Consider the following 17,498-nt stretch of genomic DNA (forward strand, 5'->3'; position numbering starts at 1 on the left):
TCTAGTTGTTTCCGGTATGATCAACCAAGTGGATAAGATTATTATTGGTTTGGTTTCCGTGCCGCTAATGAAAGAGTTCCATTTAAGTCCTTCACAGTGGGGATTGGTGGGAAGCTCCTTCTTTTGGTGTTTTACCTTTTCCTCTATCATTCTTGGTGGCATGGCCGATTCCAGAAATACGAAAAAAATGTTAACTTGGATGTCACTTATATGGTTGGCTGTTCAATTTGTCACACCTTTTGTTTCCAGTCTGTCTCTGCTAGTGCTTACAAGAATGATCTTAGGGGCAGGTGAAGGTCCAGCACCTGCCCTATCAACGGCAATAATGGGAAAATGGTTCCCAAAACATAGGCATGGTATAGGATTTGGGGCTGTTTTGCTCGGAACAACAGGCGGATCAGCGATTGCTTCGCCATTATTAATCTCTTTAATCGATCAATATGGATGGAGATCCGCTTTTATAGCCATGGGAATTGTTGGACTGATTGTGCTCGTTTTATGGGTCATTTTCGGTAAAGAAAGTCCACAAGAAATCGGGTTGCCTTCATTTCATCAAGAGGAGCAGCATGCATCAACCCTCTCTAAGGTTTCTTGGCGTCAGTTTCTCCTATATCTTTTGTCTAAAAATTTTGTTTTTATCGTATTATGTGGAGGTTGCGCCTATTGGTTATTATCCGTTCAAGCGATATGGTTTCCAGCATATTTTACGAAAGTTCAACAGTTTGATGGTCAAACATTAAAGCTAGCCGTGTCTTTACCGTTTCTTTTCGCTGCCATTAGCCAAATTGGATTTTCTATGCTATCAGATTGGCTTTATCGTAAAACGGGGGATATTCGCAAATCACGAATCAATCTTGCTGGTTCTATGATGGTGCTATCTGCTCTTTGTGTATATGTGGCAAATATCGTGAATTCAAGTGCTATATCCATCCTGTTCTTCACCCTTGCTCCAGGGTTTGCATATGTCATTCTTTCACTCGCACCCGCAATATTGATGGATTTTTTTTCTCCTCAAAACATTGGAAAAGCACAGGGGACGTTCATTGCTCTTGCAAGTTCAACAAGTATTATTGCTCCACTCGTATTCGGGTATTTTATCCAATATGCAGCGACTGAGGCAATGGGATATCGTTATGGGTTTCAAGTAACTGCTTTGGGGATGTTCGTGATCGGGTTATTGTTTTGGGTCATTGTACGTCCCGAAAAGCAAAATCACATAACGATAAAAGAAGAGCAGGTGAACATTTAAAAGATATACAGCAAGTAAGGGTACAGTTATCACTTTAACGAAGAATCTCCTGAATTGAAGCAAGATGACTAGATCACTAAAGTGAGAAAAAACAGAATAATCAATTAATTAATCGTTGTAAGCGTTAATAATATGCGGATTTCCAAACATTAAAAGAGGGGATCTGACTAAGTTTTAAAAGATGGCGAGAGGTCCAGGTCCAAGGGCAGTTAAGATGTTTCTCTTTTTTTCATTCTTCATGCTAAAAAATTCGGTCAGCTTAAGTAAGAAAATAACCAAATTAATAAAGGAGGATTATTTATGCCAATCATTTTAAAGGAAAAAATTCAAGGACGTTCAGCGTGGAAAGGTATGGATCTAGCTAAAAATGATTCATGGATTTATTATTTGTCCGAGAAAATGATTGCTGCACTTGAGAAGGCTGTATTACATGTTCAACATAAGGGATTACAAGCACCTAATTTTAACAAGGAGGATTTTCCAATTCCTAATCTTGCTGAAGAAATCACTTACTTTGTTGACGAGTTGGAGAATGGTAGAGGATTTCTATTGATTCGTGGATTGCCAATGGAACGATATACTGACGAAGAAGCGAGCATCATTTACTGGGGACTCGGACTTCACTTGGGACTGCCGATCATCCAAAGCAAAAATGGGGATCTTTTAGGGCATATCAAAAACATAGGTAAAGACTTTAATGATAATAAAAAAGTAAGAGGTTACCAAACAAATGTGCATCTTGACTATCACACAGATCTTGCTGATGTGGTCGGATTACTATGTCTTCGCAAAGCGAAATCTGGTGGTTTAAGCAGTATCGCTAGTGCAATGTCTATCTATAATGAAATTCTGGAGAAGCACCCAGAGTACCTTGAAATTCTTTATCGTCCATTCGCCCATGACCTTCGTGGGGAAGAAACACCAGGGCAATCTCCGGTAGTTCAATCACCAATCTTTAGTTATTACGATGGTAAATTGAGCTGCAGATATATTCGCCAATATGTCGAATCAGCACAAATGAAAACAGGCATTTCTTTGTCGAAGGAGGAAATCGAAGCATTTGATTTTATAGATTCCCTTACTCATGATAAAAACTTTCATATTGATATGATGATGGAACCAGGCGATATGCAATTTGTTAATAATTATGCGGTTTTTCATTCACGTACATTATTTGAAGATTACGAAGAAGATGACCGCAAACGTCATTTATTAAGATTGTGGCTCATGATGCCAAATGGACGAAAAATCGCCCCAGATTTCGAGTTTTATATCGGAGGAGCACCTGTAAGTAGATAAATAGCTGCTGGCAAGTAAAATCATTATTTTTTTCTTATACTAAGCGGTATGGTGATTTTATTCATCGAAATAAGGTGAATAAAATCACCATTGTATGTTTTTTAATGATGAAGTTAATGTGAGAGTTTCATGTCTGGAATAAAGGTTTAACAACTAGTCGAGTTAATTTTAAAATAAATTGAAGTGAGGGTGATGTTTCTTGGCAAATTTAGATCCGCAAGCTGTAAAGTATTTACAAGCATTTAATCAAATGCCACCTATTCATATGATGGATCCTAAGACAGTAAGAGATATGCTTTCCAATGCACCGCGCCCTGCTGTAAAATTAGATCCGCTTTCAAAAGTAGAGAATTTGATGATATCGGTAAGCAAAGACGAAGAAATTAAATGTAGGGTGTACATACCGGAGGGGCAAGGCCCTTTCCCGATATTTATTTACTACCATGGTGGAGGATGGGTTCTAGGAGACATCGAATCGACGGATGCAAGCTGCCGAATGATAGCAAATAGAACAGCTAGTATTGTTGTATCTGTCAACTATCGTCTCGCTCCAGAATATAAATTCCCGACTCCAGTCGAAGACGCATATGCGGCATTGGAATGGGTTTATGAACAGGGGGATTCCTTTAACGGGGATGTTACTAGATTGGCAGTCGGAGGGGATAGTGTAGGTGGAAATTTAGCGACGGTAGTTACTATGATGGCAAGAGACAGAAAAGGCCCTGATATCACTGCACAGATCTTAATCTATCCTACGACAAACCTTGAGTTCAATACGGAGTCTCATCAAACATTTGCAAAAGGATTTGGTCTAGATCGCGAACAACTGATTTGGTTCCGTGATCATTATTTAAGGAATGATCACGACAGGTATAATGAATACGCTTCCCCTTTGATTGCAGAAGATTTAAGTAGTCTTCCGCCAGCAATCGTAATTACAGCAGAAAATGATGTGCTTCGGGATGAAGGAATGGCTTATGCCGAACGTCTGAAAAAATTTGGTGTGCAAGTTGAATATGTATGTGAACTCGGTATGGTTCACGGCTTTTTTGCAAACATGGCTATTTTCTCTAAGAACATTGAATCAACGGTTTCTAAGATTGACAAGTTCTTGAATACCGCTAAATATACAATAGGGATAGATTGAACGTAAAAGTTCTAAATGAAACGAGCCTCAGCTTTTTTAGTGAGGCTCGTTTTTTTAATATCTTTTTTATTTTTAAATACACTATTATTAGAAATCTATGATACAGTTACACTATCAATCCTAGCTTTTTAGTAATAAACGGTATCTCCAATTCCGCCGGTGACCGAAATGACATCGCCAGTAATCGATGCCGCTAAAGGTGAAGCTAGGAAGGTAATAACATTGGCGATTTCTTCTACTGTAATTAAGCGGCCGAGTGCATTAAGCGATGCCATCTGACGCACAGCTTCTTCATTCGTGACCCGGTTTCTAAACATCTCCGTATCGACAATCCCTGGATAAACAGCATTGACGTTAATTCCGTGCTTTCCTAATTCCAATGATGCGGATTTTGTTAAATGGACAACAGATGCATTACGTGGACCGGAACTAAAGTAATTACCACCAATTCTGGCAGCCAGACCACTTATACTTATAATACGTCCCCAATTATTTTCTATCATATAAGGAGCTACAGCTCGGATACAACGAAAATAGCCCATATACTTTTCTTCAAAATCTTTCAAAATAAGTTCATCTTTAATGCTGTGAAAATCCTCTGGCTCAAAGCCGCCAACACGGGCTCCGCTGTTGATTAAAATATCAATGCTTCCCATCGCTGCTGCTGATTTTTCAACTAAATTTAAGATAGATTCAGGATCAGTGGTATCTGCCACAATCGGATAAATATTTCTTTTTGTTTCTTGAGCTAATTCTTCTGCAGTGATTTTTAGGGAGGATTCGTTTCTTGAACAAATCGTACAATCTACACCTTCTAGAGCCAACTGGCGGGCAGTAGCTTTACCTATCCCACGGCTTCCTCCAACAATAAGTGCTTTTTTTCCAGATAACTTTAAGTCCATAGTTCAACCTCCTATTTCGATTTAACCGTAAAATCTCAAACTTGAAAGTGACTTTTTATAATATTAATTCATTTCTATTTTTAATTTTACTGATAAATTATAATTAAATAAAATTAAAAATTTTAATTTGTAGTTAAGTATTACTAATATAAAATGTGAAAAAGCTAGTGAATTTGAGTTATTTAAGTCAATATTTTGTAAGAAATAGAAACCGTACTGATACCCCTTAGTAAATTTTACTTCTCTTGCACGATCGAATAGGCTTTGCATGAGAATAAGTCCACTCCTATTCACGTTTATTGAGGGAAGAGGAAGAGAACTGACTAATTAAAGTTTTATTTTAGGAAGGCACCTCTTTTTGAATATTAGTAATATTTACTTACATATTAAAATCTTTAATTTTATTTAACTGAAAATTATGAATATAATGAATTTAATAACAATTAATAAAATCACAATAGTTGTTATTCAAATCACTTCCATGTAAGTAAAAGGGTGGACATCATTTAATAAGTTGGAATTTGTCTGACAAAAGATTCGGGAAGAGAGGTGAAGTCGTTCTTTTTATGAGGGGACAAGCTACCGTATTTATGAAAGCCTTTTCACTAACAGGGAGACTTGCAGTAATTCCATACACATCAGGAACAATCGATAAAGAATATGAGGAGTTTAGTTGCAAGCTTAACCTTTGAAGATTTACTGTTACAAACTGTTTCATAAGAATACCAATTGATTCATGTGATGGGGAGCACCTTGCAGAATTTAAATAACGGTTTTCCAAAAAAAATAGTAAAAAGTAAGGGGAGATTTTTATATTGAAAACCCCAAAATATTCTTGGATTATCTTATTATTTCTAGTTGCTTCCGGTATGATCAACCAAGTGGATAAAATTATTATTGGTTTGGTTTCCGTGCCGCTAATGAAAGAGTTCCATTTAAGTCCTTCACAATGGGGGTTGGTAGGAAGCTCATTCTTTTGGTGCTTTACTTTTTCCTCTATCATTCTTGGGGGCATGGCCGATTCTCGAAATACGAAAAAAATGCTAACTTGGATGTCACTTATATGGTTGGCTGTTCAATTTGTCACACCTTTTGTTTCCAGTCTGTCTCTGCTAGTGCTTACAAGAATGATCTTAGGAGCAGGCGAAGGTCCAGCACCTGCTCTATCAACGGCTATAGTAGGAAAATGGCTTCCGAAACACAGACATGGTATAGGTTTTGGCGCTGTTCTTTGCGGTGCAACAATCGGGCCTGCAATTGCTTCGCCGTTATTAATCTCTTTAATCGATCAATATGGATGGAGATCCGCTTTTATAGCCATGGGAATTGTTGGACTGATTGTGCTCGTTTTATGGGTCATTTTCGGTAAAGAAAGTCCACAAGAAATCGGGTTGCCTTCATTTCATCAAGAGGAGCAGCATGCATCAACCCTCTCTAAGGTTTCTTGGCGTCAGTTTCTTCCATATCTTTTGTCTAAAAATTTTGTGTTTACTGTTTTATGTGGAGGCTGTGCCTATTGGCTATTGTCCGTTCAAGCGATATGGTTTCCAGCATACTTTACGAAAATTCAACATTTTGATGGTCAAACATTAAAGCTAGCCGTGTCGTTACCGTTTCTTTTTGCTGCCATTAGCCAAATTGGATTTTCTATGCTATCAGATTGGCTTTATCGTAAAACGGGGGATATTCGCAAATCACGAATCAATCTTGCTGGTTCTATGATGGTGCTATCTGCTCTTTGTGTATATGTGGCAAATATCGTGAATTCAAGTGCTATATCCATCCTGTTCTTCATCCTTGCTCCGGGGTTTGCATATGTCATTCTTTCACTCGCACCCGCAATATTTATGGATTTTTTTTCTCCCAAAAACATCGGAAAAGCCCAAGGGGCCTACGTTGCTCTTGCAAGTTCAACAAGTATTATTGCTCCACTCATATTCGGGTATTTTATCCAATATGCAGCGACTGAGGAAATGGGATATCGTTATGGGTTTCAAGTAACTGCTTTGGGGATGTTCGTAATTGGGTTATTGTTTTGGATCGTTGTACGTCCCGCGAAGCAGAGTCACATAACGATAAAAGCAGAAGAACAAGTGAGTATTTAAAAACCATTGATGGATTGAGAGGGAAAAATGAGTAAATATAAAAAGGAGGTTGCATTAATGGATCGTTGTGTAAATTGTCATAAAGAATCAACCGTTATGGAGCAAAAACGCAGTGAGTGCCGGAATTGTCAAGATAAGATGTCCGAGACTTATTCTGATAATCATATTGAAGTAGAAGATGAAGTAAAATAGTTCGTATAACAGAATTTGAAGCTTCACCGGTAGCAAAAAAGCAAAGGATTCTTTGATTGAACTAATCTTAAAGAAATATTTAAGAGCTTATAAATTGCTAAATCAGTTGGAATGATTTTACGCTTTATGACAGGGGGATGTTCATGACTATCCCCCATTTGTGAACATTAATAATATTTACTTACACATTAAAATCTTTAATTTTATTTAATTATAACTTATGAATATAATTAAATAACATAATAATATTTCCATAATTTTAGATGTTGCAAATATAAAAAAGGGGGTCTAGAATGTCATCTAAACAATTATTTGATTTAACAGGACAGACAGCAATGGTTACTGGAGGAGGTAGCGGGTTAGGTCGTGTAATGGCACTGGCGTTAGCTGAGGCTGGAGCAAACGTGGTAGTTTGTTCACGTCGTATAGAGGTTTGCGAAGAAGTTGTGAAAGAAATCGAGGCGTTAGGAAGACAAGCACTTGCTGTATCATTAGATGTAACAGTTCCTGAATCTGTCGTTCAAGGTGTGGAGAAAGCGGTTTCTCATTTTGGGAAAATCGAAATTTTAGTCAACAGTAGCGGAACGGTTTTTGAAACGCCTGCTACGGATATGCCTTTAAAACAATGGCAAGCTATGCTCGACACAAATGTGACAGGAACATTCTTAATGTGTCAGGCTGTAGGAAGACATATGATAGATAATGAATACGGAAAAATCATTAACATTTCTTCTTCAATTGGCTTTAAAGGTACTGACCCAGAAGCTGTAGATTCTGTAGGATATACAACAAGTAAGGGAGCAGTTATGACTTTAACGAAGGATCTTGCAGTTAAGTGGGGGCGCCATGGCGTGCATGTGAATTCCATTGCTCCCGGAGTTTTCACTACTGGAATGAATAATCCAGAAATACCGGGAACACTTGTACACAAGGCTGGCCCGATTATTGCCTCACAAGTTCCAGTAAAGAGGTTAGGTAGAGACAATGATTTAGTAGGAGCAGTTCTTTATTTTGCTTCAGCAGCTTCTGATTATTGTACAGGACAAATATTGACTCTTGATGGGGGACTTGGCGCTAAGTAAAGTTCACCGAAATAACCAATCTTAGCTCGTGAATATACTAAGTTGACAGTATATATTAATACAACTTAATTATAAGTTAAAAATATTAATTTTATTTAATTAATAACGATAAGTAAAATGAAAATATAAAATTCGTAATATTTGATTAATGTATTAGAGTGAACGTTATCAATATGCGAATTTCAAAAAATCGAAAGAGGGGATATAAGTGAGCAACGTAAAAAGTGTAAAAGAGGTAGTAGCATTTCATGCTAATAATATTTGTCCAGATGATTTACCTTGGATTCCTTATTTTGGGGATGCGAAGTTTAAATTGCTTAAGGCTAATCCAGTGACAGGACAGACGGTTACGCTATTAAAAGTTCCTGCGGCTATGCAACTTCCCGCTCATTTTCATCCTGGTACGGTCATTGTTTATACTATCCAAGGTACTTGGAGATATCTCGAGGATCCTTGGGTCTCTAAAGCTGGTGATGTCGTTTATGAGCCAGCTGGCTCCTCACATACACCTCAGGCTGTAGGGGAGGAAGAAGTTATTACGCTTAATATTGTTGAAGGAACATTAGATTATTTAGGTGAGAATGGAGAAATTATTGCCAGAGATAACTGGGAGTCATTCATGAAAAAATATCATGAACATTGCGCGGTCGAAGGAATTGAACCGGTAGATGTGACGAAATTTTAAAAGATAGATTCGTAAAAAAGAGAAGCTCGACGTTCATGTGACGAAGATGCTTCTCTTTTTTCTTAACTCTTAACAATGTTGGATTTTAGAGAATGAATATATTTGTTAGCAAAAGTAGATAAATGTTTATTCTCTGCTCGGACCAATCCTAAAGAAATATTTACAGTTCTATGATTTACCAAATCAATCGGAATGATATCACCATTGATAACAGGAGAGTAATTTTCCATGACGAAATCAGGAGCAAATGTAATAGCTAGACTTTCAATAATGGCTTGGAGAACTCCGTCCATATTATTTGATGTAAATAGGATTTTTAAGGGCTTATATTTGTTAAAGAAATCTTGAACAAAATACTGCATAAATTCACCGTTATATGTGACGAGAGTTTGATCAAGTATATCCTGCGGAGTTATGGTACCAAGAACCGCTAAGGAAGAATGCTTAGAAACATATACTTTTTGTTTCCCTTCAAATAGTGTTTCAAAAATTATTCCTTCCATGTTTATGTTCAAATCAGTTGAATATGTAATCAATCCGATATCGGTTTTATGCTGTCGAATATCTTCAATCACAGCAGGTCCACTTTTTTCAGAAACCTCCACATTTACGTGTGGATATTCATGTCTAAAAGTGGCTATAGCTTTTACTAGAAACGTCGTTAATCCAGGTAAAGAAGATAATCTTAGTTCCCCAACTTCCATAGAATTAAATAAGTTGGCTGTTTCTTTTATTTCTTCAATTTTTTTCAGTACTCCATAGGAAAGTTTTAGAATGATTCTACCTTCATCGGTTAGTACAGCACCGTGCCCCCGGGAGCGCTTGAAAATTTTAATCCTTAATTCCTTTTCTAAGTTGGTAATGGATTGGCTGATTGTGGATTGAGTCACATGAAGATTCTGTGCTGCTATAGTCAAAGAACTGTGTTTTGAGACTTCGATAACGTATAGTAATTGTTCAATATTCATAAATGTACCCCTTTTTGAATATTAGTCATACTTACTTACAAATTAAAATCTTTAATTTTATTTAATTATAATTTATGAGTATAATCAAAAACAATAATAGTATTTATAAAATTTAGAATTTTTAAAACCAAAGGAGGTCTAGAATGCCATCTAAACAATTGTTGGATTTAACAGGACAGACAGCAATAGTTACTAGAGAGGGTAGCAGGTTAGAGAGTTTAATGGAGACTAGTCGCGTTTACGCTGGCAGAAGAAGATACAAACTTCGTAGTATGTTCACGTCGCATCAAGGCTTACGAGAAAGTTGTCAAAGAACTCGAAGTGTTAGGGAGATAAGCACTCGCCCTAGCATTGGATGTAACAGATTTTGAGCCTACCGTTCAAAGTGTATTTCTTAATTGAATAAATAACACATAGGGAGGGCGAAACGACGGATGACAACAGAAACTGTTTTGATTACAGGTGCTACAAAAGGAATTGGTTTGGAATTCGCTAAAATTTTCGCAGGCCATAGCTATAACTTGGTGTTAGTCGCCAGAAACGCAACGTTGTTGGAACAACAAGCTGAGAATTTTAAAAAGGATTATGGCGTACAAGTGAATGCTTTTGCAGGCGATTTGAGCAGCTATACAACGGTAGAGAGTTTGCATGGACACTTGAAAAATAAGGGAATTGACATCGATATTTTGATTAACAATGCCGGAGCTGGCGGATTCGGGCTCATGACGGAAGTGGATATTCAGAAAGAAATGGGATATCTACAGCTTAATATGATCGCACTTACGTATTTAACCAGACTTTTTGCGGATGACATGGTGAAACGAAAGAAAGGTAAAATTTTAAATGTGGCTTCACTAGCGGCCTTTCAGCCAGTTCCGCGAATGTCGATGTATGGAGCAAGCAAATCGTACGTCTTATCTTTTTCGGAAGCGATTGCGGAAGAATTGAAAGGAACCGGAGTTCAAGTTTCCGTATTATGTCCTAGCTTTACGAAAACAAAGCTCACGCAGCAGTTTGCCGGAGCAGGCACGAAAGTGTTTAATAAGAACATGTTGGATCCACAAATGGTTGCTAAGTGTGGCTTTGAAGGGTTAATGAAGAACACAAGGATAATTATCCCGGGCTTTAAAAATAAACTTATGGCTAAATCTGTAGGACTGCTGCCAAGGAAATGGATAACCATCTATACTCGAAAACTTCTCGAGCAAAAATTGTAAATAAAATCTTTGGAACAGCTATGTGCTAGTCTATATGATGTTTCAAAAGTGAATGTGACAGAAGAAGGATGAAATCAGCAGTTCAATTTGACTTTTTATTTAGTTGTAACTATAATTGTTACAACTAGGTGGTGATCAATATAAAGATTAGTAGTCGTTTTACAATTGCCGTCCATATATTATCTATTATACAAAGTAACCCACCTTCTATTTGTACTTCAGAGTATATGGCGGGAAGTGTAAATACAAACCCAGTTATCATTCGCAAAGTGCTAGCATATTTAAAAAAAGCAGGATTTGTTCAAGTAAAGCGCGGTACAGGTGGTGCGTACCTTATGAAAGATTTAAGTGAGATTACGTTACTAGATGTGTACCGAGCTGTTGATGTAGTAGAAGAGGAAAAGTTATTTCATTTTCATGAAAAACCAAATCCAAAGTGTCCAATAGGAGCAAATATACAGCTTGTTTTAGATGTCATTTTAGTACAAGCGCAAGAAGCGATGGAACAAGTATTAAATAGCGTTACAATGAAGCAGCTCATTACATCACTAGAAGATCAAATCCGTTCTTCATAGTGATTCGTGCCTTTTATAGGCACATATTTTTCAAATAAGTTGTAACCACTATAGTTACAACTTATTAAATGATAAGAGGGGAAGTATATATATGACAGTAAAAGTTAAAGTGTATTCAGATTTTGTATGTCCATTTTGTTTTTTAGGAAAAGCACCTTTAGATGAAGTGATTAAGGAAAAAGATTTGGAAGTAGAATGGATACCATTTGAATTACGCCCTAGCCCAACACCGAAGATTGATCCATGGAACGAGCCTGATAAATTAGGGGCATGGAATTCATTTATTGCCCCAGCAGCAAAACAACTTGGTGTTGAAATGCAATTACCACGTCTTTCTCCGCATCCTTACACACACTTAGCGTTTGAAGGGTGCCATTTTGCGAAGGAACATGGAAAAGGAACTGAGTTTCATAACCGCGTATTTAGCGCCTTTTTCCAAGAGGAACAAAATATTGAAGATATCGAAGTATTAACAAAACTAGCAGATGAGGTTGGACTACCAAAAGATGACTTTAAAGAAGCGCTTGTAACAAGAAAGTATAAAGAAGTACACGAAAAAGCTTTAAAGCATGCTTATGAAGAAGCACAAATTAGAGCGGTACCAACATTTGTTATTGGTGATGAGGTGATTCAAGGATTAGCGAGTAAAGAAAGACTAGAAAAAGCGATTAATCAGGAGTTAGAGAAAAGTAACGGAAATGATTTAGAAGGATTACAGTGTAATACAGATGGTTCTTGTTATTAAACTAGTGTTCATTTCACTTTAAATAAGCTTTGAAATAAATCTTTAAGGTTAGATGCATATTTTCACACGATGTGTAAGAGGTGAGATTTCTATTATATAGGACTCACCTCTTTTTCTTTTTAATGTTATGTTATTTGTTAAATTGTATTTGACCTTTCGCTCCTTTTACACTACAATTTGTAGTGTAAAAGGAGCAGTGCCAAAATTAGAAGTTGTTTAGCCTGTAGAATACATTACGATTAAAGAAGTGCGTACAATTTAACTTTTAAACTTCAATGAGATAAATAGAATTTTAGCAGGATTAATGAAAGAATCTATTTTCGAATGGTTAAGAATAAAAGAAATGGAGAGTGATATGAAAGATAATGTACAAAAGATATGAAGAAACTTAAATGTATTTATAGAAAGGTGTTTTATACTTATGAAAAAAATTATAGCTAGTATGGCGGTAGCTTCCGTTACGGGCAGTGCATTTATCGGTACTGTTCAAGCACAAACCGCTATAACGTCAAAAGACACAAAATATGCGCCGTCTAATGGTGAAGCAACATATGAAAAGCAAGTAACAGTAAACACGAATGTTTTGCGTGTTCGTACAGGTCCGGGTATTTCTAATTCTATTATGGGGCGCGTATATGAGGGGCAAGTTTTACAAGTCATTAGTGAAGAAAATGGCTGGTTTAAAATTAATCATAATGGAAAATACGGTTACATAAGTAGTGAATTCGTCTCGGAAAATGGAGCATCAGCGAAAGTAAGTGGTACTAAGACAGTAAATGCTGATGTATTACGTGTTCGTACAGGACCGGATACCTCTAGTTTAATTATAGGGCGTGTGCATGAAGGGGAAAGTTTACAAGTCATCAGTGAAGAAAACGGTTGGTTTAAAATTAATCATAATGGAAAAACAGGTTATGTAAGCAGTCAGTTTGTAGCAGATGGTAGCGCAATTGGAAGTGGCAATTATACAGTTAACGTATCTTCTCTACGTGTTCGTACAGGTCCAAGTACTTCTCATACGATTTTAGGGTCTGTTCGCAAAGGACAAGTGGTACAAGTAACTGGTGAAGTACAAGACTGGTTCAAAATTAACTATGGTGGACAAGTTGCCTATATTAGCAAAGATTATGTTTCAAAGGGTGGCTCCAATGTAGGACAAAACAATAATGTTACGGTTCAAACTGATGGCACATATGTTGTAAACACAGCTTCTTTACGTGTTCGTACAGGTCCTGCTACATACCATAGTGTAATTGGTGGAGTATTAAATGGCCAAACACTACAAGTAACCGGTGCTCAAAATGGTTGGTTTAAAATTAACCATAACGGAAGAACAGGATATGTAAGTAGTCAATATGTAACGTTCATGAAAGGGAACTCATCTATTGGAACTGTAGTTGATGACTACTATATTAAGGCAAGTGCATTAAATGTAAGAAGTGGCGCTGGTACAAATTATCGTGTGATGGGTGCATTGCCAAAAGGAACAAAAGTACAAGTGCTGTCTGAACAAAATGGCTGGAGTGAAATTAATTACAATGGTAAAAAGGGTTATATATCAAGTAAATTCCTTTCAAAAACAAAGGTGACGGATGCAACCGAACAGCAAACCCAAAATGACAATAAAGCAAGTCATTTTATTAAACCAGCTGCAGGAAGCTATACTTCTGGATTTGGAAAACGCGGCGGACAAATGCATCACGGACTAGATATAGCAGCTTCAGGAACAGTACCAGTTGTTGCCGCTGCAGATGGTGTAGTTACTCGCTCTTATTATTCAAATAGCTATGGCAATGCGGTGTTTATGTCTCATAATTTAAATGGAGAGACTTATACAACTGTATATGCACATTTAAATAACCGTTCTGTTTCTGTAGGACAAACAGTAAAGCAAGGACAACAACTTGGATTTATGGGGAATACAGGTCAATCTAATGGACAACATTTACATTTTGAAGTTCATAAAGGCGATTGGAATGCTCAAAAAAGTAATGCAGTAGATCCAAAACTATTTATTCAGTAAAATTGCTAGGTTTTAATAGTAAATAATATTAAAACCCTCAAAGATTAATTGCTTGCTGTTGGGATTTAAAAGTTCTTAATTTTGAAAGGGATCATTTAGTACAAAACATTCCAAATCATCCAAATGCTATCCCTAACAATTACAGTTAAATGAAGATGTTGAATCATTGAGGGGAAGACACCAAATATTGACGAAATAAGTTAGTAACCATTATTATAGACATGTAAAGTCTTTAATTAGAGGTGACTGGATTCGCATGAAATATTCAAAAGCTACAAATTATGCGCTTCATACCGTTCTTTTTCTTGCAGCAGCACCGCCAAATAAACGAGTTGGCGTACAGCAATTAGCAGAAATGCAAAAGGTCTCTCCAACATATTTATCAAAAATTTTAACGAAGTTAGCAAAAGAGGGGATCATTAACTCTTCTTCAGGTGTAAATGGTGGCTATTCGTTAAATCGTAAAGGAGAAGACATTTCATTTTTAGATATCATTCATGCAATAGAAGGAAAAGCTTCTTTATTTGACTGCTGTTTAAATGATAATCCAGCTTGTTTCATACAGCAAGCAATGTTGGCGGCAGAGAAAAAGATGGAAGATGAATTACGTAATCAAAAGATATCAGAGCTTGCTAAAAAAATAACAGTGGATTTTTAATCCGCTGTTATTTTTTTAGTTAATTAGGGTCTTTAATATCTTTTATAATCGTTATAACATTACAAAAATCATTTATGGATGTATTATTGACTATAGAAAAATTCGATTGTGCAATTATAAGGGCAGGTCTTGCTGGGTAAGTGCAAGCTTAACATTAGGAAGAATACGCAAAAAGTTGTTGTTATTTCATTTTATACAAAAGGAAATTGTTCATTTTTCACGAAAGTGTATGCTAATAGATTAATTCGTTAGTAGACATAGCTACGAAAAGGTATAAGAACAATCTTATATTATAATCCCTACTTATACTCATTAGAAAACTACTGCTAAAGTTAAGGAGAAATATTGTATGGGAAAAAAAGTATTGTTTTTTGGAGATTTTGGAATTGATGATACGATAGCTCTTACGTATGCACATTTAACAAATGAGATTGATGTTATAGGAATTGTCGCAGATTATGGGAATGTACCTAAAACAGACGTTATTAGAAATGTTCGTTTTTTACTTAAAAGTGTAGGGAAAGAATATATAGAAGTTTTTGGTGGGGCAGAACATTCCATGACTGCAGAGGTTGAAACTTTTTATCCAGAAGTTCACGGTACATTCGGGATAGGACCCATTCAACCAGGGCTAGAGCCTAAAATGTTTGAGAATTTCTTTGAAGTTCTCAAACTTATTAAACAGTACAAAAATGAAATTATTATCGTAAATACTGGAAGGTTAACTTCTCTTGCAACTTTATTTCTCCTTTATGGGGATGTCATGAAAAATGTCCGTTCTTATTATATTATGGGAGGCGCTTTTCTATATCCAGGAAATGTTACTCCAATTGCCGAAGCTAACTTTTATGGTGATCCAGTAGCGGCTAATATTATAATGAGATATGCAACAAACTTATCAATTTATCCTTTGAATGTTACACAGTCAGCTATCGTAACACCAGAAATGGTTAATTATATTCACTCTAAAGGAAAGACTAAGTTTTTAAAGCCTCTGTTAGACTATTACTATTATCAATTTTATCAAAAGAAAGTTCCTGGGATACAAGGTAGCCCGGTTCATGATGCGCTAACTTTGATTGCTCTTAATCGTGAAGATATTTTTACGTACTATCAATCTTCTGTGATGGTCAATATATTTGATACTATAAGAGGACAAAGTATAGGAGATTTTAGGCCTACTTTGGAACCTGAAACGTTTGGTAATCGTCCTAAACATAGGATTGCAATAAATATGAATTACAAACAGTTTTTTAAGGAGTTTATGACTGTAATGACTGGTGAAACATTTTCATGAAAAATTTAATGTAGGACTATGAAATCAAGAAGACATTTTATAATAAAGTAACCACAAAATATTACAAAAAGGTGTTTTCTATATGTAAAAACACCTTTTTTGTTTATGATATCTTTTGAGTGTAGGTTTTTCTATTTTGTTCTAAAATATAAGTGAAAATCGTCTGTGAAATTCCTCCGATAATTAAAAATCCTGCACATATAAGAAATAAAACGGTACCACCATATTTTTGTAATATAATTGCACCAATGAATGGTCCACATGTTCTTGAAATATCCCAGTGTAAACCATATATAGAAAAATAGCGCCCGCGCATATGACTTGGGGCAATGTTTCCAACAAAACGAAGTAAATGATTTAATGCGATACTTTCGCCAACTGTTAGGATAAGAAGTGTGAAAAATAATAGCCATAAGCTGTTTGAAAATCCATAACCGATTGCTGCGAGTGTAAAGCAACTATAAGACATTATCATAATCTTAGGCATTGAGAAAGCTTCTGACCATTTTACAAGAGCAATTTGTAATGCAATTTGCATGACTGCTTTACATGTAGCAAGAAAAGCAAGAACAAATAAGAAGTTCGAGAAAAGATCTTCAGCGAATATCCGATAGTTTGTCTCTGTTTGCGCATAGAAAAAACTAATTGGCAGTGTACATAACATTAGTAGAAATATAGCATGATGATTCAAGAAAAAGCTTTTCCATGTTATCTTTTCTAGTTTTTCTTTGCTGCTTTCTATTATTGGAGCAGTTTCAGGTAATTGTGTCCATACAAGAATTGCGTATGAAAAGAGAGTAACAGATTGTAGTAAAAACAAAAACATTGGATACGTTTCATATAAAAAAGCTCCGAGTAAAGGACCGATAACTGCACCAATTGCGGTGATTGTTCCAAGAAGTGCAAATATTTCAGCGCGTTTTTCTTCTTTTGTAAGGTCAGTAATTTGAGCACGTTGCGCCGGAATATATAGTGATCGACCAATGCCATTTATTATATAGAGCATCGCAAATAACAATGCTGATTCAAAAAATGCAAATCCTCCAATTGCAATAGCTTGTAGTATTAATCCAATTACCATCAGTTTTTTTCTTCCATATCGATCTGTTACCCCGCCTGCAATCAATGTGAAAATAATATCAGTAAGTGGCTGCAAACCAAAAAGTAACATTGTGAGAGTAATGTTCCCATCTAATGTTTTGTTAATGTGTACAATAAAGATAACAGTTAACATAGAGGTTGTAATACTCGTTAATAATTCACCAATCATTCGAATCCAAATCGGTTTACTATAATGCTTTATGAAATATGTCATACCATACATCTCCTTCCTATATTTGAAGTTTAAGATGGA

At 36.1% G+C, this 17,498-nt stretch carries 16 protein-coding genes; 13 read left to right on the forward strand and 3 right to left on the reverse strand.

Going from position 1 to position 17,498, the window contains the following annotated elements:
* Window positions 1-16: 16 nt before the first annotated feature.
* The 3 genes from BAMA_RS09440 (at window position 17) to BAMA_RS09450 (ending at window position 3,695) form a co-directional block, all read left to right on the forward strand.
* Complete coding sequence (locus BAMA_RS09440) at window positions 17-1,249, forward strand: MFS transporter (RefSeq protein ID WP_235184442.1); 1,233 nt, start codon at window positions 17-19, stop codon at window positions 1,247-1,249.
* A gap of 300 nt (window positions 1,250-1,549) precedes the next feature.
* Window positions 1,550-2,548 (forward strand): TauD/TfdA family dioxygenase, encoded by a 999-nt coding sequence (locus tag BAMA_RS09445; RefSeq protein WP_034638543.1) that lies wholly within the window; start codon window positions 1,550-1,552, stop codon window positions 2,546-2,548.
* Between the two features lie 199 nt (window positions 2,549-2,747).
* On the forward strand, window positions 2,748-3,695 hold the full coding sequence (locus tag BAMA_RS09450; protein ID WP_034638544.1) for an alpha/beta hydrolase: 948 nt from the start codon (window positions 2,748-2,750) through the stop codon (window positions 3,693-3,695).
* A gap of 128 nt (window positions 3,696-3,823) precedes the next feature.
* Here BAMA_RS09450 and BAMA_RS09455 read toward each other — a convergent pair whose 3' ends face one another.
* Window positions 3,824-4,597, reverse strand: a complete 774-nt coding sequence (locus BAMA_RS09455) for an SDR family NAD(P)-dependent oxidoreductase (RefSeq protein WP_034638545.1) — start codon at window positions 4,595-4,597, stop codon at window positions 3,824-3,826.
* Between the two features lie 869 nt (window positions 4,598-5,466).
* On the opposite strand from BAMA_RS09455, the gene BAMA_RS09465 reads away from it, so the two are divergent.
* From BAMA_RS09465 to BAMA_RS09475, 4 genes are all read left to right on the forward strand, one after another.
* Complete coding sequence (locus tag BAMA_RS09465) at window positions 5,467-6,702, forward strand: MFS transporter (RefSeq protein ID WP_235184443.1); 1,236 nt, start codon at window positions 5,467-5,469, stop codon at window positions 6,700-6,702.
* Between the two features lie 57 nt (window positions 6,703-6,759).
* Window positions 6,760-6,894, forward strand: coding sequence for a hypothetical protein (locus tag BAMA_RS25385; RefSeq protein WP_265182710.1), 135 nt, complete (start codon window positions 6,760-6,762; stop codon window positions 6,892-6,894).
* A 293-nt stretch (window positions 6,895-7,187) separates the two neighbouring features.
* On the forward strand, window positions 7,188-7,976 hold the full coding sequence (locus tag BAMA_RS09470; protein WP_034638548.1) for an SDR family NAD(P)-dependent oxidoreductase: 789 nt from the start codon (window positions 7,188-7,190) through the stop codon (window positions 7,974-7,976).
* Between the two features lie 208 nt (window positions 7,977-8,184).
* On the forward strand, window positions 8,185-8,661 hold the full coding sequence (locus tag BAMA_RS09475; protein ID WP_051758912.1) for a 2,4'-dihydroxyacetophenone dioxygenase family protein: 477 nt from the start codon (window positions 8,185-8,187) through the stop codon (window positions 8,659-8,661).
* A 62-nt stretch (window positions 8,662-8,723) separates the two neighbouring features.
* On the opposite strand, the gene BAMA_RS09480 is transcribed toward BAMA_RS09475, so the two are convergent.
* Complete coding sequence (locus BAMA_RS09480) at window positions 8,724-9,629, reverse strand: LysR family transcriptional regulator (RefSeq protein ID WP_034638549.1); 906 nt, start codon at window positions 9,627-9,629, stop codon at window positions 8,724-8,726.
* 434 nt (window positions 9,630-10,063) lie between these two features.
* On the opposite strand from BAMA_RS09480, the gene BAMA_RS09490 reads away from it, so the two are divergent.
* The 6 genes from BAMA_RS09490 (at window position 10,064) to BAMA_RS09515 (ending at window position 16,144) form a co-directional block, all read left to right on the forward strand.
* Complete coding sequence (locus BAMA_RS09490) at window positions 10,064-10,846, forward strand: SDR family NAD(P)-dependent oxidoreductase (RefSeq protein ID WP_034638551.1); 783 nt, start codon at window positions 10,064-10,066, stop codon at window positions 10,844-10,846.
* A gap of 140 nt (window positions 10,847-10,986) precedes the next feature.
* Window positions 10,987-11,421, forward strand: coding sequence for an Rrf2 family transcriptional regulator (locus tag BAMA_RS09495; RefSeq protein WP_034638637.1), 435 nt, complete (start codon window positions 10,987-10,989; stop codon window positions 11,419-11,421).
* Window positions 11,422-11,512: 91 nt separating this feature from the next.
* Complete coding sequence (locus BAMA_RS09500) at window positions 11,513-12,166, forward strand: DsbA family oxidoreductase (protein WP_034638552.1); 654 nt, start codon at window positions 11,513-11,515, stop codon at window positions 12,164-12,166.
* A gap of 421 nt (window positions 12,167-12,587) precedes the next feature.
* Window positions 12,588-14,189, forward strand: a complete 1,602-nt coding sequence (locus BAMA_RS09505; protein ID WP_034638553.1) for an SH3 domain-containing protein — start codon at window positions 12,588-12,590, stop codon at window positions 14,187-14,189.
* Between the two features lie 256 nt (window positions 14,190-14,445).
* A complete protein-coding gene (locus BAMA_RS09510; protein ID WP_034638554.1) occupies window positions 14,446-14,847 on the forward strand; it encodes an Rrf2 family transcriptional regulator in 402 nt (133 codons plus the stop codon).
* 349 nt (window positions 14,848-15,196) lie between these two features.
* Window positions 15,197-16,144 carry a nucleoside hydrolase gene (locus tag BAMA_RS09515; RefSeq protein WP_034638555.1) on the forward strand — a complete coding sequence of 316 codons (948 nt, stop codon included), beginning with the start codon at window positions 15,197-15,199 and terminating at the stop codon, window positions 16,142-16,144.
* 103 nt (window positions 16,145-16,247) lie between these two features.
* Here the strand turns inward: BAMA_RS09515 and BAMA_RS09520 are convergent, their stop codons facing one another.
* Window positions 16,248-17,459 (reverse strand): MDR family MFS transporter, encoded by a 1,212-nt coding sequence (locus BAMA_RS09520; protein ID WP_034638556.1) that lies wholly within the window; start codon window positions 17,457-17,459, stop codon window positions 16,248-16,250.
* Window positions 17,460-17,498 lie beyond the last annotated feature (39 nt).

Source organism: Bacillus manliponensis, assembly GCF_000712595.1.
Classification (GTDB): domain Bacteria; phylum Bacillota; class Bacilli; order Bacillales; family Bacillaceae_G; genus Bacillus_A; species Bacillus_A manliponensis.

Coding starts and splice junctions, on each gene's coding strand:
- BAMA_RS09440 (WP_235184442.1), top strand. CDS start 17: ATGATCAACCAAGTGGATAAGATTATTATTGGTTTGGTTTCCGTGCCG.
- BAMA_RS09445 (WP_034638543.1), top strand. CDS start 1,550: ATGCCAATCATTTTAAAGGAAAAAATTCAAGGACGTTCAGCGTGGAAA.
- BAMA_RS09455 (WP_034638545.1), bottom strand. CDS start 4,597: ATGGACTTAAAGTTATCTGGAAAAAAAGCACTTATTGTTGGAGGAAGC.
- BAMA_RS09465 (WP_235184443.1), top strand. CDS start 5,467: ATGATCAACCAAGTGGATAAAATTATTATTGGTTTGGTTTCCGTGCCG.
- BAMA_RS25385 (WP_265182710.1), top strand. CDS start 6,760: ATGGATCGTTGTGTAAATTGTCATAAAGAATCAACCGTTATGGAGCAA.
- BAMA_RS09470 (WP_034638548.1), top strand. CDS start 7,188: ATGTCATCTAAACAATTATTTGATTTAACAGGACAGACAGCAATGGTT.
- BAMA_RS09480 (WP_034638549.1), bottom strand. CDS start 9,629: ATGAATATTGAACAATTACTATACGTTATCGAAGTCTCAAAACACAGT.
- BAMA_RS09490 (WP_034638551.1), top strand. CDS start 10,064: ATGACAACAGAAACTGTTTTGATTACAGGTGCTACAAAAGGAATTGGT.
- BAMA_RS09500 (WP_034638552.1), top strand. CDS start 11,513: ATGACAGTAAAAGTTAAAGTGTATTCAGATTTTGTATGTCCATTTTGT.
- BAMA_RS09505 (WP_034638553.1), top strand. CDS start 12,588: ATGAAAAAAATTATAGCTAGTATGGCGGTAGCTTCCGTTACGGGCAGT.
- BAMA_RS09510 (WP_034638554.1), top strand. CDS start 14,446: ATGAAATATTCAAAAGCTACAAATTATGCGCTTCATACCGTTCTTTTT.
- BAMA_RS09515 (WP_034638555.1), top strand. CDS start 15,197: ATGGGAAAAAAAGTATTGTTTTTTGGAGATTTTGGAATTGATGATACG.
- BAMA_RS09520 (WP_034638556.1), bottom strand. CDS start 17,459: ATGACATATTTCATAAAGCATTATAGTAAACCGATTTGGATTCGAATG.